This is a genomic window from Flavobacterium azooxidireducens, from assembly GCF_023195775.1.
GTDB classification, from domain to species: Bacteria; Bacteroidota; Bacteroidia; order Flavobacteriales; family Flavobacteriaceae; genus Flavobacterium; species Flavobacterium azooxidireducens.
Genome location: NZ_CP096205.1, coordinates 25,007 through 47,185, shown reverse-complemented (window position 1 = coordinate 47,185; position 22,179 = coordinate 25,007). Strand labels below are relative to the sequence as shown.

Annotated in this window: 18 protein-coding genes; 14 read left to right on the top strand and 4 right to left on the bottom strand. The window is 31.6% G+C overall.

All coding sequences use genetic code 11. The features are described from left to right. Positions 1-98: 98 nt before the first annotated feature. The 7 genes from M0M57_RS16750 to M0M57_RS00180 all read left to right on the top strand — a co-directional run bounded on the left by M0M57_RS16750 (position 99) and on the right by M0M57_RS00180 (position 9,468). Complete coding sequence (locus M0M57_RS16750; RefSeq protein ID WP_407647449.1) at positions 99-1,454, top strand: GNAT family N-acetyltransferase; 1,356 nt, start codon at positions 99-101, stop codon at positions 1,452-1,454. Continuing rightward, positions 1,438-2,484 (top strand): aminoacyltransferase, encoded by a 1,047-nt coding sequence (locus tag M0M57_RS00205; RefSeq protein WP_248434282.1) that lies wholly within the window; start codon positions 1,438-1,440, stop codon positions 2,482-2,484. Before M0M57_RS16750 ends, M0M57_RS00205 begins: the two co-directional genes overlap by 17 nt. 5 nt (positions 2,485-2,489) lie before the next feature. Next, a complete protein-coding gene (locus tag M0M57_RS00200) occupies positions 2,490-3,062 on the top strand; it encodes a sugar transferase (RefSeq protein ID WP_248434280.1) in 573 nt (190 codons plus the stop codon). 21 nt (positions 3,063-3,083) lie between these two features. Continuing rightward, a complete protein-coding gene (locus tag M0M57_RS00195; protein ID WP_248434278.1) occupies positions 3,084-4,226 on the top strand; it encodes a DegT/DnrJ/EryC1/StrS family aminotransferase in 1,143 nt (380 codons plus the stop codon). A gap of 127 nt (positions 4,227-4,353) precedes the next feature. Continuing rightward, complete coding sequence (locus M0M57_RS00190; protein WP_248434276.1) at positions 4,354-6,264, top strand: polysaccharide biosynthesis protein; 1,911 nt, start codon at positions 4,354-4,356, stop codon at positions 6,262-6,264. A 53-nt stretch (positions 6,265-6,317) separates the two neighbouring features. Beyond that, positions 6,318-7,073: a polysaccharide biosynthesis/export family protein gene (locus M0M57_RS00185; protein ID WP_248434274.1), complete on the top strand. Its 756-nt coding sequence runs from the start codon at positions 6,318-6,320 to the stop codon at positions 7,071-7,073. A 1-nt stretch (position 7,074) separates the two neighbouring features. Then, positions 7,075-9,468: a GumC family protein gene (locus tag M0M57_RS00180; protein ID WP_248434272.1), complete on the top strand. Its 2,394-nt coding sequence runs from the start codon at positions 7,075-7,077 to the stop codon at positions 9,466-9,468. On the opposite strand, the gene M0M57_RS00175 is transcribed toward M0M57_RS00180, so the two are convergent. The 3 genes from M0M57_RS00175 to M0M57_RS00165 form a co-directional block, all read right to left on the bottom strand. Beyond that, positions 9,448-10,191, bottom strand: coding sequence for a tyrosine-protein phosphatase (locus M0M57_RS00175; protein ID WP_248434270.1), 744 nt, complete (start codon positions 10,189-10,191; stop codon positions 9,448-9,450). The two genes, M0M57_RS00180 and M0M57_RS00175, sit on opposite strands and share 21 nt — an antisense overlap. Before the next feature lie 47 nt (positions 10,192-10,238). Beyond that, a complete protein-coding gene (locus tag M0M57_RS00170) occupies positions 10,239-10,451 on the bottom strand; it encodes a hypothetical protein (RefSeq protein WP_248434268.1) in 213 nt (70 codons plus the stop codon). Between the two features lie 122 nt (positions 10,452-10,573). Beyond that, positions 10,574-12,163, bottom strand: a complete 1,590-nt coding sequence (locus M0M57_RS00165; RefSeq protein WP_248434266.1) for a peptide chain release factor 3 — start codon at positions 12,161-12,163, stop codon at positions 10,574-10,576. Between the two features lie 186 nt (positions 12,164-12,349). Here M0M57_RS00165 and M0M57_RS00160 point away from each other — a divergent pair, with 186 nt between their 5' ends. The 5 genes from M0M57_RS00160 to M0M57_RS00140 are packed head-to-tail and all read left to right on the top strand — an operon-like array spanning position 12,350 to position 18,695. Further along, positions 12,350-14,317, top strand: a complete 1,968-nt coding sequence (locus M0M57_RS00160; RefSeq protein ID WP_248434263.1) for a peptidylprolyl isomerase — start codon at positions 12,350-12,352, stop codon at positions 14,315-14,317. Then, complete coding sequence (locus M0M57_RS00155; protein WP_248434261.1) at positions 14,317-15,168, top strand: hypothetical protein; 852 nt, start codon at positions 14,317-14,319, stop codon at positions 15,166-15,168. The genes M0M57_RS00160 and M0M57_RS00155 overlap by 1 nt, the downstream gene beginning before the upstream one ends. Then, positions 15,152-16,564 carry a peptidylprolyl isomerase gene (locus M0M57_RS00150; RefSeq protein WP_407647448.1) on the top strand — a complete coding sequence of 471 codons (1,413 nt, stop codon included), beginning with the start codon at positions 15,152-15,154 and terminating at the stop codon, positions 16,562-16,564. The genes M0M57_RS00155 and M0M57_RS00150 overlap by 17 nt, the downstream gene beginning before the upstream one ends. Positions 16,565-16,599: 35 nt before the next feature. Beyond that, a complete protein-coding gene (locus tag M0M57_RS00145) occupies positions 16,600-17,553 on the top strand; it encodes an AAA family ATPase (RefSeq protein WP_248434260.1) in 954 nt (317 codons plus the stop codon). 20 nt (positions 17,554-17,573) lie between these two features. Then, the gene (locus M0M57_RS00140) at positions 17,574-18,695 is read left to right on the top strand and encodes an acyltransferase family protein (RefSeq protein ID WP_248434259.1); all 1,122 of its coding nucleotides are present in this window, start codon (positions 17,574-17,576) and stop codon (positions 18,693-18,695) included. On the opposite strand, the gene M0M57_RS00135 is transcribed toward M0M57_RS00140, so the two are convergent. Then, positions 18,696-19,835 carry a hypothetical protein gene (locus tag M0M57_RS00135; RefSeq protein WP_248434258.1) on the bottom strand — a complete coding sequence of 380 codons (1,140 nt, stop codon included), beginning with the start codon at positions 19,833-19,835 and terminating at the stop codon, positions 18,696-18,698. It lies immediately after the preceding gene. Between M0M57_RS00135 and M0M57_RS00130 the strand changes: the two genes are divergently transcribed. Together M0M57_RS00130 and M0M57_RS00125 are read left to right on the top strand one after the other, a co-directional pair. Then, entirely contained in the window at positions 19,834-21,003 is a 1,170-nt protein-coding gene (locus tag M0M57_RS00130) for an acyltransferase family protein (protein ID WP_248434257.1), read from the top strand. The two genes, M0M57_RS00135 and M0M57_RS00130, sit on opposite strands and share 2 nt — an antisense overlap. Then, positions 20,978-22,093, top strand: coding sequence for an acyltransferase family protein (locus tag M0M57_RS00125; RefSeq protein WP_248434256.1), 1,116 nt, complete (start codon positions 20,978-20,980; stop codon positions 22,091-22,093). The genes M0M57_RS00130 and M0M57_RS00125 overlap by 26 nt, the downstream gene beginning before the upstream one ends. Positions 22,094-22,179 lie beyond the last annotated feature (86 nt).

Genomic DNA, 22,179 nt, shown 5'->3' with positions numbered 1-22,179 from the left:
TTCAATTTACATCAAAATAAGATAATGTTAAAGTTAAATAGGGATTATCAAGTGATATTTCACTACTTTTGCATCAAAATTGACACCTTATAAATCGTATGTATAGAACATATATCAAAGGTATTTTAGATTTTACCGCCGCCTTTGTAGGACTAATTCTACTGTCTCCGATAGTTGTTCTCACGATTATATTTCTTTATTTTGCCAATCAAGGAAAACCGTTTTTTCTTCAACCTCGTCCGGGTAAGAATGGTAAAATTTTTCATATCATCAAATTTAAGACGATGAATGATAAACGGGATGAAAGAGGGAATTTATTACCAGATGCAAAACGTATCACTAAGATTGGAGGGTTTGTTCGAAAAACATCAATGGATGAAATTCCTCAATTGATCAATGTAATAAAAGGCGAGATGAGTTTAGTGGGACCAAGACCTCTTTTAATTAAGTATTTGCCTTTTTATTCAGAAAGAGAAAGTTTGCGACATTCGGTTAAACCGGGAATAACAGGCTGGGCACAAGTGAACGGAAGAAATACTTTAAATTGGGACTCTCGTTTAGAACATGATGTATATTATGTTCTAAACTTGTCATTTCTGTTTGATGTTAAGATTTTGATTGAAACCATTAAAAAAGTGGTAAAATCAGAAAATGTAGTAGTTGATACTAATTCGTTTTTTAAAGATTTGAACGAAGAGAGAGAAATCAATTTTAAAGAAATTAAAAAACCTTATCAGTTACAATCAATTATCAAATTACATCAATTAGTTCTTAAAGGAACATTGTTAGAAAACAAGAATATTTATTATGATTCTAATTATGAAAAGTTTTTAACGAAAGTGTTTGAATTGCCAAATAATCACTTTTTTGTTGTTGAAAAAAACAGTATAATCAAAGGTTTTGCACATTTTAAAATAATTGATGATTTTATCTTTTTAAATAACATTGCAATATGCGAAGATGTAAACAATACCGGATTGGGAAAAAAATTATTATTTTATTCATATAAAAATTTAATAAGTCAATACAATCAAATAAATAGTTTTAAGTTGGATGTTTTTCAGAGTAATAAAAAAGCATTGAATTGGTATAAAACAATGGGTTTTGAAGAAGAAAACCGACATTATTGGTATCAACTTAATTCAAAATTAAATGTCTCAGGATCTAATGATTACGCAATTGTTTCTGACCAAAATGGTTTTCTTGGACTATATGATGGAGAAGTGAAATTTGGTACTATTGTGAATAATAATTTAATTTTACACCAAAGTGATTATATTTATAAAATTGATAGTAAAAGATTTGACAGTGTTTTAACAAATGATAATTCATTTATAAACAATACTTTATTTAAAGATGATAGTATAAATTATGATTTAGCTGATTCATCTATACGAATGAAGATTAGTGTAAAGAACTTAAATCAAAATTATTTTAATGAAAAACAAAATTAAATTTCAAGAAATTGAGATAGGTTCGAAGGAATGGGATAGGGTAGTTAAATCATCTCTTTTTTATGATTTTTATCAAACAGAATTATATCATAGTTTAGAAGTAAGTGAGAATGAAAAAGCTATTCTTTTGCATGGAGAATATAATAGTCAAACAATTTCTTTACCTGTAATAATAAGGAAAATTCAAAATTCAGAATATTTTGATGTAACATCTGTTTATGGCTATTGTGGTCCGATTTCTTCCCATGATTTTACGCAATTGTTAGATGAATTTGTACAACTTTACCAAACCGAATTAATCAACTTTTTTAAAAGAAATAATATAATTTCGGTATTCTCAAGGCTTCATCCTTTAATGAATCAAGTATCATTTTTTTTAAATTTCGGCAAAGTGTTGGGCATCAATAAAACAGTAGCCATTGACTTAAAAGAGCCTGTTGATATTCAAAGGCAAGGATACAGTAGGGCTTATAAAAATCAAATTAATAAATTAGCAAGGAAAGGATATACCACTCGATTTTTGGAGTTAGATGAGATTGATGAATTTATATCAATCTACTACGAAACAATGGATAGGGTTGAGGCAAAGGAATATTATTATTTTAAGAAAAATTATTTTTTAAAATTTCTTCTAAACAATGATTTTGATTCTAAAATTATTATTGCAGAAAATGAATTAGGAGAAATAACAAGTGGAGCCATATTCACTATAACAAATAAAATAATGCAGTATCATTTGGGTGGCACTAAAAATAAATTTCTTGTAGATACACCCATAAAAATTGTGATGGATCATGCTCGGCTTTATGGTTCCGAGTTACAACTTGATTATTTACATTTAGGCGGAGGTGTTGGCGGTAGCGATGAAGATTCATTATTTAGATTTAAATCAGGCTTTTCAAAGGATTTTTTTCAATTTAGTGTTTGGAATTTGATTACAAACGAAGAAAAATATAACGATTTAGTACAACAAAATGGTGTTAAGTTAGAGGATTTTCCAAATTTTTTCCCATTGTACAGAGCTAGGTGATTCATATGTTAAAACGAATATTCGATATTTTTTTTTCAATAATCTGTATAGTTTTTACTATTTTCATAATTGTAATTTTTTTATTAATAGCAGTTTGGGACACAAAAACGAATGGTATATTTACACAAAAACGAATCGGTAAAAATGGAGTGCCATTTACGATTTATAAATTTCGAACCATTAACCCAATAACGGAAACTATTTCACCATTTGGTAAGTTTTTACGAAAATATAAAATAGACGAAGTTCCGCAGTTAGTGAATGTATTAATAGGAGATATGTCTTTTGTTGGTCCAAGACCGGATATTGAAGGGTATTATGATAAATTAGAGGGAGAAAACATAAAAATACTCGAATTGAAACCTGGAATTACATCGCTTGCAAGTATAAAATATTCTAATGAAGAAGAAATTCTTAAATCAGTAGACAATCCAATCGAATACAATGATGAGGTAATTTTTCCTGATAAAGTAAAAATGAATTTGGATTATTATTATAATAAAAGTTTAGGGCTAGATATTAAGATAATCGTTCAAACTGTGGTTAAAGTAATTAGTTCTATAAATAAAAAACAGTAAAGAGCTATAAAAATAAAATAAATGAATAAACCAAAAATATGGCTTTCTTCACCTCACATGGGGGGACGAGAGCAACACTATGTGAATGAGGCATTTGAAGCCAATTGGGTAGCACCTCTTGGACCAAACGTAACGGGTTTTGAGTTAGATTTAGAAAGCTATTTAGGCGATACACATCACGTGGCTGCTTTGAGTTCCGGTACAGCTGCTTTGCACTTGGGTTTGATTCTGTTGAATGTTCGACCGGGCGATGAGGTAATTTGTCAAAGTATGACTTTTTCTGCTTCAGCTAATCCGATTGCTTACCTTGGTGCAATTCCGGTTTTTGTAGACAGTGAATCGGAAACATGGAATATTTGTCCAATTGCTCTTGAGGAAGCTATTGTTGACCGAATTGCAAAAGGAAAGAAACCAAAAGCCATTATTGCGGTGCATTTATACGGTATGCCTTTTAAAGTGAAAGAAGTGATGGCAGTTGCACAAAAATATGATATTCCCGTTTTAGAAGATAGTGCAGAGGCTTTAGGAAGCACCTACCACGGAAAAAAATGTGGCACTTTTGGTCAATTGGCCGCTTTGTCTTTTAACGGCAACAAAATCATAACCACATCAGGAGGAGGTGCATTAGTTACTTCTACAAAAGTTGATAAAGAAAAAACAGTTTTTTTAGCTACACAAGCCCGGGATGCTGCCCCACATTATCAACACAGTGAAATTGGTTATAATTATCGTTTGAGTAACATTTGTGCAGGAATCGGACGTGGTCAAATGGAAGTGCTTGATGACCATGTTGCGTTGAGAAGAAAAATGCACGATTTCTACAAAAATCTATTTTCCTCGATTGATGGCGTTACTGTTTTTTCTGAACCTAACGAGCACTATTTTTCCAATCATTGGTTAAGTTGTATTGTGATAGATGCTAATCAAACCAATGGCGTAACTAGTGAAAAACTTCGTTTAGCGATGGAAGCAGAAAACATTGAGTGTAGGCCTCTGTGGAAACCAATGCATTTGCAACCAATTTTTGAGAAATATCCATATTATGGAGGGAAAATTTCTGAAAATTTGTTCTTAAATGGACTTTGTTTGCCTTCTGGCTCAAACTTATCAGATCAAGATAGAGCTAGAATTACGGATTTAATTAATGATGTTTTTAAAAATTAAGATTTTTTTAAGAATTAAAAAAATAAATCTTACTTTTACATGTTAAAATGGTTTGAATAAAGAATAAATTTTGAAAGAGAAGAATAACATAATCAGCGATATACTAAATTATTTTAATAATTTAAGAATGAGTTTCAATATTAAAAATCTAGGTTATTTACCTCGATGGGTTGTATTGTTACTAGATCTTTCCTTTGTTATGTTTGCCGGTTTGGTTACCTACTTTTTTCTAAATCAAGTAGATGAAAAATTTTTTTATATTCGTTCTGAAAATTTTCCGTTTGCTGTTCCACTCTATGCTTGTGTAAACGTTTTCTTTTTCTGGTTGTTTAGAACTTATTCCGGAATTATTAGGCACTCCTCATACATTGATGCGTTAAAATTATTTTTTTCACAATCCTCTGTTTTGGCATTTTTTGCTGTTTTTAATTTTGTTTTTCTTGTTAGTGGCTATCAAAAAATTTACTTAAACACGGGGATTTTCATCCAAGCTATTTTGTCATTTTGCTTATTGTTTTTTTACAGAGTAGTAGTAAAACAAGTATTTGAAAAATATTTTACAGTCTCTCAAGAAGGCCCTAAAGCAAACGCATTGATTTATGGAACTGATGCCAATGCAATTGCTGTTGCTAATGCCTTGAAATCTGAGGTTCCACAACGATTTAAGTTAATTGGTTTTATTGATAAAAAAAATCAAAATAACACCAAACGTATTTTAGACTTGCCAATTCTTCAATATAAAAGAAGAATTCCTGTTTTAATGCGATTAAATAAAGCCGAAGCCCTTATTATAGCCGATAAAAGTTTGAACAAAGAAGAACGGTCACAAATTGTAGATGAATGTATTGACTACAATTATAAAGTTTATACCATTCCACTCATTACCGACTGGGAAAATGAAAAAGAGATTTCTAAAAATATTAAAAACTTTGAAATTCAGGATTTGTTAGAGCGAAAACCAATCGTTTTAGATACCAATTCTATTTCAAATAAATTGAGAGGAAAAACCGTTTTAATTACAGGAGCAGCAGGTTCTATTGGAAGTGAAATTGTTCGTCAGGTACTAAGTTTTGATCCTAAATTAATTGTTTTATTAGATCAAGCCGAAACGCCCTTGCATAGTTTAAACCTGGAAATTGCCGAAATTAACAGTAATTGTCCGGTTAGATGTTTAGTAGGCGACATTCGTAACTTTGAATATTTAGACAAGAAATTTACCAAGTATAAACCGGATGTTGTTTATCATGCTGCAGCTTACAAACATGTTCCTTTAATGGAAGAAAACCCAGCTCAGGCTATTCATACCAATGTGTTAGGAACCAAAAATGTGGCAGATTTGGCTCACAAACATAAAGTTGAACGTTTTGTAATGATTTCAACTGATAAAGCTGTAAATCCAAGTAGCGTAATGGGTGCAAGCAAACGAATTGCAGAAATGTATGTTCAATCGATGCATTTTAAACATCAAAAATCCTCAGATAAAAACCAAACAAAATTCATTACAACCCGATTTGGAAATGTATTAGGTTCAAATGGTTCAGTAGTACCTTTATTTACTAAACAAATTCAGGAAGGTGGGCCAATAACCATCACTCACCCAGAAATTATTAGATATTTCATGACCATTCCGGAAGCTTGTCAGCTGGTTTTAGAGGCCGGAGCTATGGGCAATGGTGGCGAAATATTTATTTTTGATATGGGTCAACCCGTTAAAATTATTGATTTAGCCAAAAAAATGATTCGTTTAGCAGGTTATTCGCCAGATAAAGAAATCAAAATCAAAATTGTTGGATTGCGTCCGGGAGAAAAGTTGTATGAAGAATTGCTGAATAATTCGGCCAAAAACTTAGCTACACATCATGACAAGATAATGATTGCTCAAGAAATATGTGATGAGTTTGATGTAGTGAGTGATTTAGTTGAAGAGTTAATTATTGATGCTCATCTTAAATCAAATGACATAATTGTCTCCAAAATGAAAAGAATTGTACCTGAATTTAAAAGCATGAATTCTGTTTTTCAGGAATTGGATAGTTAAAAAAAAAAAATAATAAAGTTAAGTTTATAGTTCAAAATATTTATTTCAATAATATGAAGATTAAATCTGTTCTCGTTCTTGTTTTACTGGTTTTTATGGTTTCATGCGTTCCTCAAAAAGACGTTATCTATTTTCAAGGAATTGACCAATCACAGTCTAACAATAACTCAAATTATGAACCCGTTATCAAGGCTGATGATGTATTGTATATTAATGTTTCAACATTTGAACCAAAAGCGTCTGCACCTTTTAATATTGGTATTGGTACGGAAGGTATCTCTAGCGGTCTACAATTACAACGAAATACTTATTTGGTAGATAGTGAAGGATTTATTCAGTTTCCCGTTTTTGGAAGTATCAAAGTTGCTGGGTTAACAAAATTGCAAACAATTGAATTGCTAAAATCAAAAATTGTAACATTAGCAAAAGATCCTGTAATCAATTTACGTATTATGAATTATAAGATAACTATTTTGGGTGAAGTTTCAAGCCCAGGTAGTTATACAATTCAAAGCGATAGAATAACTATTCCTGAGGCTCTTGCATTAGCTGGCGATATGACTTTATTTGGGAAACGAGAAAATATTCTAATTTTAAGAGAAGATCAAGGAGTTAAAACTTCTGTTAGAGTCGACATGACTGATCCAGCTATAATTAATTCACCTTATTATTACCTAACACAAAATGATGTATTATATATTGAACCCAATAAAAGAAGAATTAATTCAACAGCTATAGGACCAAATATTTTAGCAGGAATTTCTATTCTCGGGTTTGCCATAACTACAATTTTATTATTAACAAAATAACATGCAAAATACCCATTCTAATTCCACTGAAACTGTAGATTCAAGTGTTAATATAACAGAACAAATATTTCGTTTTCTAAAACATTGGAAATGGATTGTATTATCCGTTTTAGTAAGCATGCTAATTGCATATTTCTATTTGAGATATGAAGTTAATCAATATGGGTTAGCAACTACTATTTTAATTAAAGATGATAAAAAAGGAGGAGCATCTGAAATCGATGCTTTTGGAGATTTGGGCGTTTTAGGTGTTAAAAAAAGTAACCTTGAAAACGAAATACAAATTCTAAAATCAAGAACACTTTCTCAAAATGTTATCAAAGAACTAGGTTTTAATATAGCCTATTTTGCTGAGGGAAGAATTTTAACTCCAGAGTTATATGATGATTCACCTATTACCGTTGTCTTTGAACAGAAAACAGATAAGCTATACGAAGGATCTGGCACATTTTATTTTAACTATTTGGAAGGAAATAACTTTGAAATTCTCAACGCCAAAAAAGAAAATGCAAGAAAATATTCATTTAATGAATCAATAAAAACGCATTTAGGTGAAATGAGAATTTTAAAAAATTCTAATAACAGCCTTAATACCAATACAATAATTATCAAAATTAGCCCAGTAGTTTCTTTGGCATCATCTTACCAAAATAGAATGACTGTTACTCAAATGGGAGATAGAACCAGTATTATTCAACTGTCAACAGTTAATCCTTTGCCTAAAAAAGGGATGGACTATCTGAATACAATGGTTACGAAATTCAATGAAGATGCATTGATGGATAAAAACTTGATCGCTAAAAATACTCAGGATTTTATTAATGAAAGATTAGGTATTATCACTGGAGAACTTGATACTGTTGAACGTTATGCCGAGCGTTTTAAAAGAGAAAATCGTTTAACCGATTTGATTTCTGACGCTGGATTAAATTTGTCGACTTCATCAGAGTATGAAAAGGAATTGGTTGAAAACGGAAAGAATTTAAGTATCATAGATTTTATGCTAAATTCAATCAAAGATTCTTCTGTTGAGCAAACCATCCCATCTAATATTATGCCGATTGATAATACTGCTTCTGAGCAAATTAATGAACATAACCTGTTAGTTTTAGAGAGAAATAGATTTATAAAAGGAGCATCTGTTAATCACCCAACTATCATTAACTTAGATCAACAAATTACTTCCTACAAACAAAATATTAGAGAGAGTTTAAAAAATTTGCAAAACTCGTTATTAATATCAAAGAGACAACTGCAACAACAAGAGTCCAAATACAGTGGAAAAGTATCACAAGTTCCAACTTTAGATCGTAAGTTTCGATCAATAGACAGACAACAAAACATCAAAGAAGCATTATATCTTTACTTAAGGCAAAAACAAGAGGAAACAGCCATTTCATTAGCTGTTACTTCACCCAAAGCAAAAGTTATTGATACTTCTTACTCGTTGGGAGTAGTGTCGCCTAATAGAAAAAATATTTACTTAATAGCTTTTGTTATAGGTTTACTTATTCCAATTCTAATTATTTATATTGCTCAGATGCTGGATACAAAAATCCACTCACGCACTGAGTTGGAAAAACACCTAAATTTACCCTTCTTAGGAGATATACCTTTGTCTGAAACCAGTGATGAAATCATGACTTCAGATAGTAGATCAAGTACCGCAGAATCATTCAGAATTTTATTGGCAAATCTTGATTTTATGTTGGCATCAACACCCGAAGGTAAGGCGAAGACAATTTTTGTGACCTCTACAATTCCTAAAGAAGGAAAAACATTTGTTGCTGTAAATATAGCTAGTACACTATCTTTATATGGCAAAAAAGTGCTGTTAATTGGAATGGATTTAAGACATCCCAAAATTACAGAATATATTAAAATAAAGGGAAATGTTGGATTAAGTAATTATTTGTCTAACGATAAATTAAAAGTAGAAGATATCATTTTTAAACAAGAAGGGCACAAAGATTTTTGGGTAATGCCTTCCGGTGTTATTCCACCAAATCCAGCCGAATTACTAAATAGTAAAAAAATAGCCGAATTGTTTGAAAAATTAAAAGCAGAATATGATTATATTGTCGTAGATACTGCTCCAGTTAGTTTGGTAACAGATACTTTGTTAGTTAGTAAATTTGCAGATGTATTTATCTATGTAGTTAGAGCTAATTACTTGAAAAAACATTCATTATTAATTCCAAAATCATTAAACAAAGATCATAAACTACCGAACATGGCCATGATTTTAAATGGAACTGATCCAGCTAAGACTTACGGTTATGGTTATGGCTATGGATACGGATACGGTTACGGATACGGTTATGGCTATGGACCAGACAAAGAATTTGAAAATTTACCTTGGTACAAAAATATATTAAATAGAAAATCTAAATAATTGATTGTTATGAATGGCTTCTTTTAAAGGAGCCATTTCTTTTATGATTAATTTTCCACTGAGTGCATCAATATGTCGTTGATTGTGAATGTCAGAACCCACAAAGTCAATGAGTTCTTTCTTTAATAGTTTATCACTTATTTCAGCAACATGTTTTCCATAATAACCAACCGTGGAAAGTAAATTTAGTTGAAAAAGACAACCTGACTTTTTTAATTGTAAATAAGCATCAAAGTTATTGTGATAGAATAAGTAACGTTCCGGATGTGCTAATATGGGTTTATATCCCTCCACTTGAAGCATGTAGATATAGTCCAACAATTGGATTGGCGGATTTAAATAGGACATCTCAACTAATAAATAGTTGTCTTTTAAGGTTAATAGTTTTTCTTTTTTTATTTTTTCAAAAAGAGAACTATCAAGCATATATTCTGCTGCTGCTTTAAAATAAACTTTATTATCAACTGATTTTAGAACTTCAAGTAATGATAATTCACCTTCTTGTATAATTTGTTTGGTATTATTCCAAACAAAAGGCAAAACATGCGGAGTGGTAATAATTTGTGAAAATCCAATTTTTTCTAACTCTCCAATTAACTTGAGAGAATCTTTAATAGTTTTAGCTCCATCATCAATTCCTGGAATTAGATGCGAATGAATATCTACAAAGTCATCAGGAATTAAATCTTTTAAAATCGTTTTTTTTTTACTGAAGAATATCAAAATAGAAATTTATGAGTAGTTAAAAAAAAACTTTTAAAAGGATTGTGTTAATCAGCTTTTTGAACTCTTTTGTTGAAATAGTAAAATGCAAACAAAATACTAACTATTGCTAACCAAATTAGTTTTCCGTTAATAGGAGCTGCCGGAGTGTCATCTCCTTCAAGTCCACCGCTACCATCATCGTCACCAGGTTGTGCAAAAAGAACGAAATCAGACAATAATAAGAATGTAAGAATGTAAATTTTGTAAATACTTTTCATAAATCATTTTAATAAGTTGCAAATATATAAATCATTTTCTGAAAAAGTTCGATTAAAAGCTCTTTTCGTGAAAAAAATGATGTAAAATTAATTCTACATTAATGTAGAATAATTCTTGTAACCTATTCCATTTCAGAGGTAAAAAACATTTTTACTGTCGGAAATTTGCTTTGCGTCATTTGAATAGTGAATTCTGAATCGGCTAAAAACACCAATTGACCAAATTTATCATGAGCCAAAAATTTCTGTTTAATTCTTCTAAACTCTGCAAACTCCTCACTTTTTGGATCTTGTGGTTTTATCCAGCAGGCTTTATGTGCAGGGAAATTTTCATACGAACATTTTGCTCCATACTCATGTTCCAATCGATACTGAATAACTTCGTATTGTAGAGCTCCAACCGTTCCAATAATTTTCCGGTTATTCATTTCTAAGGTAAACAACTGAGCAACACCTTCATCCATTAATTGGTCAATTCCTTTTTCCAATTGTTTAGACTTCATCGGGTCAGCATTATTGATGTATCTAAAATGTTCCGGCGAAAAACTCGGTACACCTTTAAAATTCATTACTTCTCCTTCAGTTAATGTATCACCAATTTTGAAATTTCCTGTATCATGTAAACCTACAATATCACCCGGATAAGAAATATCAACAATCTCTTTCTTCTCTGCAAAAAAAGCATTTGGACTCGAAAATTTCAAACTTTTATTCAATCGCACATGCGAATAGGGTTTGTTTCTTTCAAAAGTTCCGGAAACAATTTTAATAAAAGCCAATCTGTCTCTGTGTTTCGGGTCCATGTTGGCGTGAATTTTAAACACAAATCCAGACATTTTTTGTTCCGTTGGTTCAACCATACGTGTGTCTGAATGCTTTGGTCGTGGAGAAGGAGCAATTTCTATGAAACAATCCAACAATTCGCGAACACCAAAATTATTTAAGGCAGAACCAAAAAATACGGGTTGCAAATCGCCTTCCAGATATTCTTCTCGGGAAAAAGGAGGGTACACTTCATCAATCAATTCTAATTCTTCTCTCAGTTTTATTGCTGCTTTTTCGCCAACAATTTTATCTAATTCCGGATTATTAATGTCTGAAAATGCAATAGTATCTTCTATATTTTTTCTACTATCACCACTAAAAAGGTTGATGTTCTTTTCCCAAAGATTATAAATTCCTTGAAAATCATAGCCCATCCCGATTGGAAAACTCAATGGTGTTACTCTAAGTTTTAGTTTTTGTTCCACTTCGTCCATCAAATCAAACGCATCTTTTCCTTCTCGGTCTAATTTGTTGATAAAAACAATCATCGGAATGTTACGCATTCGGCAAACTTCTACCAACTTTTCAGTTTGTTCCTCAACACCTTTTGCAACATCAATTACCACAATCACACTGTCCACAGCCGTTAAGGTTCTAAACGTGTCTTCGGCAAAATCTTTGTGACCAGGCGTATCTAAGATGTTGATTTTTTTGTTTTTATAATTAAAAGCAAGTACCGATGTAGCCACAGAAATTCCACGTTGCCGTTCAATTTCCATAAAATCGGAGGTAGCTCCTTTTTTAATTTTGTTATTTTTAACAGCACCAGCTTCCTGAATTGCACCACCAAAAAGCAACAGTTTTTCGGTTAAGGTTGTTTTTCCGGCATCGGGGTGCGAAATAATTCCAAAAGTTCTTCTTCGCTTGATTTCTTCTGTAAAACTCATATCTCTTTATAAAGGTTTGCAAAAATACTATTTCTTAGTCAAAAAAGTATAAACATTTTTCGTTAATAAATTTTTGTTAATAGTAGCAGCTATACTTGTATAATGTATCTGAATTGTTAATTTTGTGGGTTGCAATAGGTCAAACTATAGCTAATTGATATAAATCTTAAATTAAATTTTTTGAAAATGAATAAAAAACATTTTTGTTTGGGAATTTCAATTCTTTTTTCTGTTTTTGCATTTGCACAATCATCCAAAAAAGTACTTTTTACAGTTGATGAAAATCCTTATTATACCGATGAATTTGCTCGTGTTTACAACAAAAATTTAGATTTGGTTAAAGATGAATCGCAAAAAGACTTAGATCATTATTTAGAACTTTTTGTGGGTTATAAATTAAAAATCAATAAGGCTAATAAGTTAGGTTTACAAAATAATTCCAAATACCAAAACGAATTAAAATCATACCGCACACAACTTTCTAAAAATTATTTAACTGATTCTAAAGTCACTAAAGAACTGCTTGAAGAAGGTTATGTTCGTTCGTTAAAAGAAATCAAGGCTTCTCACATATTGTTAACCGTTGATGAAAATGCAAAACCGGAGGATACATTAGCAGTTTACAAACAAATTTTAGATTTAAAAAAAAGAGCTGATAACGGTGAAGATTTTGGTGATTTAGCTCAAAAATATTCGCAAGATCCAAGTGCTAAAGAGAACAAGGGTGATTTGGGGTACTTTTCTGCTTTTAGAATGGTTTATACTTTTGAAACAGCGGCTTACAACACCAAAGTGGGTGAGGTTTCAAAGCCGGTTCGAACTCGATTTGGTTATCATTTAATTAAAGTAAACGACATTCGTAACAACAGAGGAGATGTTACGGTTGCACATATTATGTTGATGAATCCTGCCGAAGGAAATGCAGAAGAAGCAGAAAAAAACAAAACCACTATCAATGAAATTTATGCTAAAATTCAACAAGGAGAAGAATTTGAAGCCTTGGCAAAACAATTTTCGCAAGACAAATCATCTTCGGCAAAAGGTGGTGTTTTAAATCGTTTTGGTTCCGGTCAATTGAGTTCGGAAGAATTTGAAACCGTTGCTTTTTCATTGCAAAAACCCAATGAAATTTCAAAACCATTTCAAACACAATTTGGATGGCATATTATGAAATTAATCGAAAAACATCCGGTTAAAACATTTGAAGAAGCCAAAGCGGATATGGAAACCAAAATTAGCCGTGATGAACGTTCAAGAAAAATTACGGAATCGTTGAACGAAAAATTAAGAGCAAAATATACGGTGAAACGAAATGAAGCAATGTATGCAAAAATCAAAAAAGCCGTAACAGATAAATATTATGAATTAACTTGGGAATTGCCTTCTGATACAAAAGCATTTGATGGAGAGTTAATTTCTTTCGGAAAAACAAAAGTAACCGGAACGCAATTTTTGAATTATTTATTTTCTCAACAAAAAAATCCAAATCAACCAAAACCGGTAGCAAAATTAGTCGATTTTCATTATTCAACTTTTGTTGATGCTCAATTGAATCAATATTATAATGATAATTTAGAAAATGAATTTCCTGAATTTGCCGCAGTTATGGAAGAATACCGTGATGGTTTATTGCTTTTTGATTTGATGGAAAAAGAAATTTGGGAAAAATCGAAAACCGATACATTAGGATTAGAAGCATTCCATAAAGCCAATTCCGGAAAATATTTGTGGAAAAAACGATATGATATACTTGTTATCTCTTCAACAAAAGCCGACATTGCTAAAAAAGCCCATAAGTTAGTAAAACAAGGAAAAAATATAGACGAGATTAAAGCTGCTCTAAACACCAAAGGAGTTATCAATGTAATGGCAACTTCGGGTGTTTTTGAAGAAGGTAGTGAAGCATTACCCAAAACAATTCCTTTTAAGAAAGGACTTTCAGATGTTGTAAAAGAGGACAATTATTATTACGTTGTTCAAGTGAATGACATCAAAGAAGCCGGTCCGAAATTACTAGACGAATGTAAAGGAAGAGTTATCAACGACTACCAACAATATTTAGAAGAAAATTGGGTAGCCAATTTGAAGCAAGAGTTTAAAGTGTCTGTAAACAAAGACGTGTTTGAAGATGTGAAAAAGCAAATTAAAAAATAATGAATAAACTGCCGGCAATTGTAATGCTGTATTTTGTTTTAACTTCCTGTTCCTATTTTAAGCCGGAAGAAAAACCACAAGCTGTTGCAAGAGTGGGCGAAAGTTATTTGTTTAAAAGCGATTTGGTTGATTTGGTTTCTGAAGGAACTTCTAAAGAAGACAGTATTTCTATTGTGCGAAGCTTTATAGACCGATGGGCAACTCAAAAACTGTTGATTAAAGCTGCAGAAGTTAATATTTCTAAAGAGCAACAGGAAGAATTTGACAGACTCATTCAACAATATAAAGTAGATTTATACACCAAAGCATATTTAGAGCAAATTGTGCAAAGAGAGGTAGATACGGTTGTTTCTACCGCAGAAATAAAATCGTATTACGATGAAAACAAAGATAATTTTAGAACAAATGGTTCGTTAATAAAGTTGCGATACATTAATTTGCCAAAAGATCATCCTAAGTTTGAATTGATAAAAGGTAAGTTTTTTGACGCTAAAAAAAGTGATGCTAAGTTTTGGGAAACCTATCAATTGCAATTTAAAAGTTCGGCACTAAATGATTCTGTTTGGGTAGAAATGAATCAGATTTATAGAAAATTGCCATTTATTACACCCGACAATAGAGAAAATTATATTGTGGAAGGAAAAGCAATTCAACAACCCGATTCACTCAACATCTATTTTGTAAAAATTAGAAACGTAATAGATAAGAATGAAGTTAGTCCGTTTGACTATGTTAAACCAACCATAAAAGAATTAATAATAAACAAAAGAAAACTAGATTTAATTAAAAAATTTGAGAAGGAAATCACCGATGATGCTATTAAAAACAACAAATATGAAATTTATAAATAAAATTGCAATAACCTTTATTCTAATGGTTTCTTTTGCATTTTCAAGTCAAGCACAAGAAATTATTAGCGAGCAAGCTCCGGTAAAAAAGGATACTGTTGAACCTTTTAAAAGAAAGAAAATCGACGGCATTATTGCAACTGTTGGAGAGTATATTATATTAGATTCAGATATTGACATGGAATATATTGAGCTTTCCAGCCAAGGAATTTCAGTTGAAAACGTTTCTCGTTGCGAATTATTAGGCAAATTAATGGAAGAACGTCTTTATGCTCATCAAGCATTGCAAGACAGTACCATAGTGGTAAAAGATTCTGAAATAAACAATATGATGGAAGAACGTGTTGGTTATATGCTTAGTCAAATTGGTTCAATGGAAAAAATGCTTAAATTTTATAACAAGAAAAATGAAGAAGATTTCCGTTCGTTCTTTTTTGATGTGTTAAAGCAGAACAAACTTTCCTCGGAAATGAGAAATAAAGTGGTAGACGAAGTGGAAATTACTCCGGAAGAAGTGCGTACTTTTTTTAAAAAAATCCCCAAAGAAGATTTACCAACTTTTGGTGCAGAAATGGAGGTTTCTGAAATTGTTATTGAACCCAAAATTTCAAAAGAAGAAAAACAGAAAGTAATTGATAAATTGAATGAAATTAGAGATGATGTGTTGAATAATAGAGCAAGTTTTACAACGAGAGCTGTACTTTATTCAGAAGATCCGGGTTCTAGGTCAATAGGTGGTTTTATTAAAATGAACCGTAAAACACAGTTTGTAAAAGAGTTTAAGGAGACTGCTTTTAGTTTAAATGAAGGTGAAATCTCTAAGCCCTTCGAAACAGAATACGGTTTTCATATTATTTTAGTAGAAAAAATCAGAGGGCAGGAAGTTGATTTAAGGCATATTTTGATAGCTCCAAAAGTTTCAGATGATGCTCTAAGAGAAGCAAAAGAAAAAGCTCAATTAGTACGTAAACGAATTATGGATGGTGAATTATCTTTTGCAGATGCTGCTAGATCATTATCTGATGAAAAAGAAACCAAAGCAAATGGTGGTGTTTTGTTGAATCCGAAAACAATGGATTCAAAATTCGAATTAACCAAAATGGATCCAACACTATATGGCTACGTCTCAAATTTAAAAGACAATGAAGTTTCTGTGCCGATTTTAGATGAAGACCATAGAAAAATGAAAAAATACAAATTATTGATGGTAACCAATAGAATCGATTCTCACACAGCCGATTATGCCATCGATTATACTAAAATTAAAGATTTGGCTTTAAAAGAAAAACAATTTGATGCCATTGGAAAATGGGCTAATGAAAAAATCATGGAAACGTATATCAAAATCAATGGCGAATACCGAAACTGTGAATTTATGAACAACTGGCTAAAAAAATAATCAAACAAATTTTTTAAATCTATACCACTCTCATTATGTCTGACGTAACCGCAATTCAAAATTTAGTTCAAAAAAGAAAAGACTTAAAACAAGAAATTTCTAAAATCATTGTGGGTCAAGACCTTGTGGTTGATCAGATTTTATTGAGTATTTTTTCCGGAGGTCACGCACTTTTAGTTGGTGTACCCGGTTTAGCAAAAACATTGATGGTCAACACCATTGCTCAAGCATTGGGATTAGATTTTAAGCGAATTCAGTTTACACCGGATTTAATGCCTTCCGATATTTTGGGAAGCGAAATTTTAGATGAAAACAGAACATTCAAATTCATCAAAGGGCCAATTTTTTCCAATATTATTTTGGCCGATGAGATCAACCGTACACCACCAAAAACACAAGCGGCTCTTTTGGAAGCCATGCAAGAACGTGCGGTAACGATTGCAGGTCATAACTATAAATTGAGCTTACCTTATTTTGTATTAGCAACACAAAACCCAATCGAGCAGGAGGGAACCTATCCGTTGCCGGAAGCTCAATTAGACCGTTTTATGTTTTCTATAAAATTAGATTATCCGTCTTTTGCAGAAGAAGTTCAGGTGGTAAAAAGTACCACTTCTGACCATAAACCTGAGATTAATCCGTTGTTTACGGCTCAGGAAATTATCGATTTTCAACACTTAATTCGTCGAATTCCTGTTGCAGATAATGTAATTGAATATGCTGTAACTTTAGTTACCAAAACACGGCCGGATAGTAATTTAGCAACCGATTTTATCAAAAATTACATCGATTGGGGTGCAGGACCAAGAGCTTCGCAAAACTTAATTTTAGCTGCTAAGGCACACGCTGCTTTTAACGGAAAATTTTCACCCGATATCGAAGATGTTAAGGCTGTAGCCGAAGGAATTCTGCGTCATCGTGTAGTTAAAAATTACAAAGCCGATGCAGAAGGACTTACGATAGAAAAAATCATTGAAAAGTTATTCTAAAAAATCAAATAAATAGCTAAATGCTAGGACTCAAAATCGATTTAGAAAAAAGAGTTCCCGGGTTAGATTTAGCTCGATCCATTGCTATATTTTTAGTTGTTTTTTCGCATTCGTTATGGATTAGTGAAAATTATCCACCCTACATTAAATGGTTCATGAATTTTACAGCAACCATTGGTGTTGAAATATTTTTTGTAATCAGTGGATTTTTGATAGGAAAAATTATTTACCGAATCATTCAAAAGGATGATTTTTCATTTAAAGATGTACGAGAGTTCTGGAAGCGAAGATGGTTTAGAACACTTCCCAATTACTACCTTGTTCTAATTATAAATATCATTCTTTGGTATTTAATCTACGGCAAAATCCCTGAAAAAATAGGGTTGTATTTCGTTTATCTACAAAACTTTTTCTCACATTCTCCCGACTTTTCAAGAATATCTTGGAGTTTATCTGTGGAGCAGTTTTGCTATATTCTCGGACCAATTTTGCTTTATTTGTTGATTAGCTTTTTTCCTAAATTGAATCGAAAAAAGCTTTTTTTATGGGTTACGTGCTTCATCATATCGGTTGTAATTTTAATTCGATTTTGGTTTCATTCAACGCATGAATTAGATTCTATTTATGAATGGAATGAAAACCTTAGAAAAGTATCAGTCTATCGATTGGACGCTATTTATTATGGGTTTTTGGCTTTTTACCTTTATGTAAATTTCCCAATAAATCTGACGCTTAATAAATTACTATTTACAATTGGTATGTTTGGAATTTTCACGCTTCACCTCTTTATTTTCTATTTCGGAATTACGTTTGAAACCAATCCGGGCTTTTTCAATATCTTTTACTTATCTCTAAATTCCGTTGCCATTTGTTGTTTGATGCCTTTTTTGTTTACAATTAAAATTCAATCGATGTGGGTTTTAAAAATCATTACTTTATTGAGTCTTTTGTCCTACAGCATTTATTTGTTGCATTACACGATCATTTTGCATAGTATGAAAGTTTTAGTTCCTTCCGATCATTTAAGAGGGATTCCGTTATTGATTTACACCTTAACGTATTGGTTGTTAATACTTGTCTTTTCGTATTTATTGTATCGCTTTTTCGAAAAAACAATGACTAATTTGAGAGATAGAAAATAATTATTTAAATTTCGAATTCACTATCAAATCCATTTCTTCATCATAAAAAAACAAAAACATACTTCCCATCATATCTTGTTCTTCTTTTGACGTATTGTTTACCTCCAACACAATTTCATATTCCTGATTTTCATACAACCAAATTCCCTCTTTGGAAGTATAATTTTCAATGTTAGTCAAACCAATACTGTTTTTATGATTGATAACTTCACTAACAAACACAGGTTTTTGCGTAGTTTTATTAAACAACATAATTCGTGTGGCAAACGGGTGAACATGAATGGCAGCGGCATGCAATCGCAAACTGTCTTTGATTCCCAATTGATGATTAATGTCGCTTCGATACGTGTTTTTTCCTATCGGAATTACCCAATGTCCGGATAATTTATTGCCACTTCCATCGTCGTAACTATGGTTTTTGGTTTCTACAGGAATGCAAAAATCGGCACCCGGATCAATCGGACTTTTATACGGATCATATTTGTCATACGGCAACATGATAAAAGCCGTTTTGCTCATTAACGGTTTTATATTTTTATCTTCTTGATAGGTGATTGAAACTTGGTGCTTCACTTTGTAATACGCATCTTTTATGTTGTGATTCAATGTTTGCGTTGTTACAAAAAGCAAATCATTTCCTTTCATCGGCACACCGTAACCTTTCGGAAAATCAAATGTCTCCATTCCATGCGAAAGCGAAGTCAATCTCGGATATTGTTTGCCAATCCGATCTTCTAATCCAAAATTAGAATAATATTTCGAGTCATTCATATCCACATTCATGTGACAAATAAAATCATTCGACATTTTTTCGCCCGTTTTTGCGTCTTGAGCAACTACCTTAAATCCGGTAATCCAGAGCAATGTAGAATCTTGCGAAAGCATAACATAATTGGATGCTTTTGGCCCTTCCATCGATTTATAAATATCATCCACAATAAATGTGGGCGATAGCATATTGTACTCTTTTCTAATGTTTTCTACTTGCCAATCGTTATCAACCAAACCGGTTTTGTGCAACAAAGTCGTCTTCACGATTGCTTTGTGGCGATTGGATAATTGTGCATACCAAATCACTCCTCCCACAATCGAGAGAAGTAGTAGCAGTGATAAAATTTTATATATCTTTGTTTTCCGCATGACCGCAAATTTAAGTATTTCTATGATTGATAATCAAATTGTTGCGTCGAAAAGAATTTTCGGATTAGATTTTCTCAGGTCATTATCAATTTTGTTGGTGCTTTTCTCCCATATTTCTTGGATTTACAACTCAGACGGCATTATCGGAAAAATGCAAGATTTCTCAGGTTTAATTGGAATTGAGCTGTTTTTAATGTTGAGCGGTTATTTGGTAGGAAGCATCATTTTAAAACAATTTTTAACCCAACAATACACGTTTAAAGAAGTTAGCAATTTTGTAAAAAGACGTTTGTTTAGAATCTTACCAAGCTATTATCTCATTTTAATTATCAACATAATTATTGGCGTTTGTGTCGGACTTTCCATTTCCGAATGGTGGAAGTATTTTTTATTTATTCAGAATTTTGCAACACCAATTCCGCCCTTATTTCCCGAATCTTGGAGCTTGCCGATAAAAGAATTGAGTTATGTTTTGGTTGTCATCATTCTTTTTGCTTTTGCGAAACAAATCCGTTTGAACTTTAGAAAATCATTTTTTTTATTGATTGTGTATGGATTATTATCTCTTTCAATTATTTTAAAAATCATTTACCATATTGAAAATCCGGAATTTTCATTACTAAAATGGACGGCAGAGGTTCGTTCAGTCGTTATTTATAGAATTGATTCGGTGATGTTTGGAATTTTATTCGGCTATTATTATGCTGAATACAAAGAATTTTTTCAACAAAAGAGTTTTTTACTACTGTGGATGGGAATTTTGCTAATGCTCATTTTCATCATTTTGCTCTTGTTTTTTAATTTGAATACACTCGCCTGGTTTTGGAATATTGTTGTTCTACCATTCATTTCGTTGATAGTGTTGTGCTTTTTACCTTCTCTACTTTTATGGAAAAAGGCTTCGGAAAAACTCAGTAAAATAGTTACGTTTTTGTGTAATTTATCGTATTCTGTTTATTTGATTCATTACAGTATTGTGCTGTTTTTGATGAAATACTTTATCGATACGAGTACTTTTTCATTAATTCAATTGCATATATTTACATTAGTTTATCTGCTGATAACGTTCACGTTGGGTTACTTTTTTTATACTTATTTTGAAAAACCAATCAATACTTTCAGAGTATCTAATTTTAAACTAAATGGAAAAAAAATCTTCAAGCGATAACATTTTTGGATTGGATTTTATGCGAACAACTGCCATTTTAATGGTTTTGTTCGGACATTGTTTGTCCATTTATCCACCTAATCAAAGTTTGATTTATCAAGTTGGGATTTTTTCCGGTTTTTTTGGAGTAGAAGTTTTTTTTGTTTTAAGCGGTTTCTTGGTGGGAAGAATTTTATATCAATTGTATGTTGAAGATGATTTTTCGATAAAAAAAGTACTAGAATTTCTCAAACGAAGAAGCTTCCGAATTTTGCCAAACTATTATTTAGTTCTGATTTTAAACATCATCATTAGTTTTATTCTTGGGTATGCCGTAGCCGATTGGTGGAAATATTTCTTCTTTCTTCAAAATTTCAGTTCAACGATGTTGCCATTTTTCCCGGAATCGTGGCCTGTTTCAATTGGTGTGTTTGCATTTTTATTACTTCTCATTGCTCTTTATCTCAAAACAGCCATTGTGAAGCCGAGCAATAAACCATTGTTTTTTCTTTTAGTCGTTTTAGGACTAACGCTATTTTTTGTTTTTACCAAAATTTATTATGCGTTTACAACTCAAAACACAACTTTAGATCAGTGGAATTTAGAACTAAAAGCTTTGGTTATTTATCGTTTAGATGCTTTTTTTATCGGAGTTTTAGCTGCTTGGATTTCATTAAATCGTTTACCTTTTTGGAAAAGAATCCGCTTACCTTTTGCCTTTTTAGGAATGCTTTTATTTGGATTTATGTTTGTCGGCGTTGGTTTTTTTCAACTTACAATTGATCGATTTCCTCACTTTTGGAACATTTTCTATTTGCCGCTAACTTCGTTGACTTGTCTATTATTTCTTCCGATTTTATCACAATGGAAATCAACAACATTCACTTTTCTTCAAAAACCGATTGTTTTTATTAGTTTGATTTCCTATTCCATTTATTTGCTTCATTATGGTGTAATTCTTCAGTTGCTTCAATTTTATTTCCCAACGGATGATCTTTCAATGAATCAATTGCATTTGTATTCACTTTGTTATTTTCTAATTACATTTTTATCGGCTACATTATTGTATAAATTCTTCGAAAATCCACTCCGAAAATGGAGTAATCAGTAAAAAACTTGTCGAAAGTAGCTGATTTGAAGAACTTTTTCAGAATTGATTTTACGATATTGATAATTTAGGTTTCTAATTTTGCCATA

What these genes read in the sequence shown, in the direction of transcription:
- M0M57_RS00205 (WP_248434282.1), top strand. Translation starts at nt 1,438, where the DNA reads ATGAAAAACAAAATTAAATTTCAAGAAATTGAGATAGGTTCGAAGGAA.
- M0M57_RS00185 (WP_248434274.1), top strand. Translation starts at nt 6,318, where the DNA reads ATGAAGATTAAATCTGTTCTCGTTCTTGTTTTACTGGTTTTTATGGTT.
- M0M57_RS00135 (WP_248434258.1), bottom strand. Translation starts at nt 19,835, where the DNA reads ATGCGGAAAACAAAGATATATAAAATTTTATCACTGCTACTACTTCTC.
- M0M57_RS00155 (WP_248434261.1), top strand. Translation starts at nt 14,317, where the DNA reads ATGAATAAACTGCCGGCAATTGTAATGCTGTATTTTGTTTTAACTTCC.
- M0M57_RS00160 (WP_248434263.1), top strand. Translation starts at nt 12,350, where the DNA reads ATGAATAAAAAACATTTTTGTTTGGGAATTTCAATTCTTTTTTCTGTT.
- M0M57_RS00165 (WP_248434266.1), bottom strand. Translation starts at nt 12,163, where the DNA reads ATGAGTTTTACAGAAGAAATCAAGCGAAGAAGAACTTTTGGAATTATT.
- M0M57_RS00145 (WP_248434260.1), top strand. Translation starts at nt 16,600, where the DNA reads ATGTCTGACGTAACCGCAATTCAAAATTTAGTTCAAAAAAGAAAAGAC.
- M0M57_RS00190 (WP_248434276.1), top strand. Translation starts at nt 4,354, where the DNA reads ATGAGTTTCAATATTAAAAATCTAGGTTATTTACCTCGATGGGTTGTA.
- M0M57_RS00150 (WP_407647448.1), top strand. Translation starts at nt 15,152, where the DNA reads ATGAAATTTATAAATAAAATTGCAATAACCTTTATTCTAATGGTTTCT.
- M0M57_RS00130 (WP_248434257.1), top strand. Translation starts at nt 19,834, where the DNA reads ATGACCGCAAATTTAAGTATTTCTATGATTGATAATCAAATTGTTGCG.
- M0M57_RS00200 (WP_248434280.1), top strand. Translation starts at nt 2,490, where the DNA reads ATGTTAAAACGAATATTCGATATTTTTTTTTCAATAATCTGTATAGTT.
- M0M57_RS00195 (WP_248434278.1), top strand. Translation starts at nt 3,084, where the DNA reads ATGAATAAACCAAAAATATGGCTTTCTTCACCTCACATGGGGGGACGA.
- M0M57_RS00170 (WP_248434268.1), bottom strand. Translation starts at nt 10,451, where the DNA reads ATGAAAAGTATTTACAAAATTTACATTCTTACATTCTTATTATTGTCT.
- M0M57_RS00125 (WP_248434256.1), top strand. Translation starts at nt 20,978, where the DNA reads ATGGAAAAAAAATCTTCAAGCGATAACATTTTTGGATTGGATTTTATG.
- M0M57_RS00140 (WP_248434259.1), top strand. Translation starts at nt 17,574, where the DNA reads ATGCTAGGACTCAAAATCGATTTAGAAAAAAGAGTTCCCGGGTTAGAT.
- M0M57_RS00180 (WP_248434272.1), top strand. Translation starts at nt 7,075, where the DNA reads ATGCAAAATACCCATTCTAATTCCACTGAAACTGTAGATTCAAGTGTT.
- M0M57_RS16750 (WP_407647449.1), top strand. Translation starts at nt 99, where the DNA reads ATGTATAGAACATATATCAAAGGTATTTTAGATTTTACCGCCGCCTTT.